Below are 916 nucleotides of genomic sequence, written 5' to 3' on the forward strand. Positions count from 1 at the left end.
GGGGTTGGGGCAGGGGGCCTTGAGTGAGCACCGGGACGCGGGTGGTGCTTGTTTCGCGCACGCGGGTGGGCAGACTTGCGCGCATGGGTGACGTGAAAGAGTTCCACCAGCGGTGGTGCATCGCGGACGGCCATGCGGATTCCCTCATGTGGAACCGCGACCTGTGTGAACGCTCTGAAGAGGGCCATGTGGACTTCCCCCGCCTGCGGGAGGCGGGGGTGAAGCTTCAGTGCTTCACCATCGTCACCCGGGGCTTCCCCTTCATCGGAGGCTTCCCGGTGTTCGCGGCGTGGCGCGGGTGGCCCCGGGAGGCCCGGGCGAGCGAGTGGACCCGGGCGCTCTGGCAGATTGAACAGATGGCGTCCTTCTGTGCGCGATCCGAGGATGCCGCCCGCATCACCACGACCGGCGCCATGCTGGAGGACAACCTCGCGCAGGGGCGGCTGTCCGCGGTGCTGGGCGTGGAAGGGGGGCACGCCATCGAAGGCCAGGTGGCGCGCCTGTCGGAGCTTCACCAGCGTGGGGTGCGCTTCATGGGCCTCACCCACCTGTCCAATAACGACCTGGGTGGCTCTTCCTTTCCGATGATGGGCAACCGGGGTCTCACGCCGCTGGGCCGGGATGTCATGGAGGAGATGGCCCGGCTGGGCCTGAGCGTGGATGTGGCGCATGCCTCGGAGTCCACCCTCAAGGACCTCTTCACCCACCCCTCGGTCCGGTTCTTCTGCTCGCACACGGGCGTCCGCGCGGCGGGCGGCGGCTGGCGCAACCTCTCCGACGAATCCCTGCGCTTCATCGCAGACCGGGGCGGGGTGGTGGGCATCATCTTCGCCCCCGTCTATCTGGGCGGTGACACCGTGGATGACGTGGTCCGACACATCGAGCACGCCGTCGACGTCATGGGGGAGGGTGGGGT

1 protein-coding gene is annotated in these 916 nt (G+C 68.4%); it reads left to right on the forward strand.

Translation table 11 applies throughout. The annotated features are described in order from the left end of the window. Nucleotides 1-83 precede the first annotated feature (83 nt). On the forward strand, nucleotides 84-916 hold an 833-nt coding region (locus HNV26_RS37350; RefSeq protein WP_171453040.1), incomplete at its 3' end, for a dipeptidase.

It is taken from the genome of Myxococcus xanthus, from assembly GCF_013116825.1.
GTDB lineage: Bacteria > Myxococcota > Myxococcia > Myxococcales > Myxococcaceae > Myxococcus > Myxococcus xanthus_B.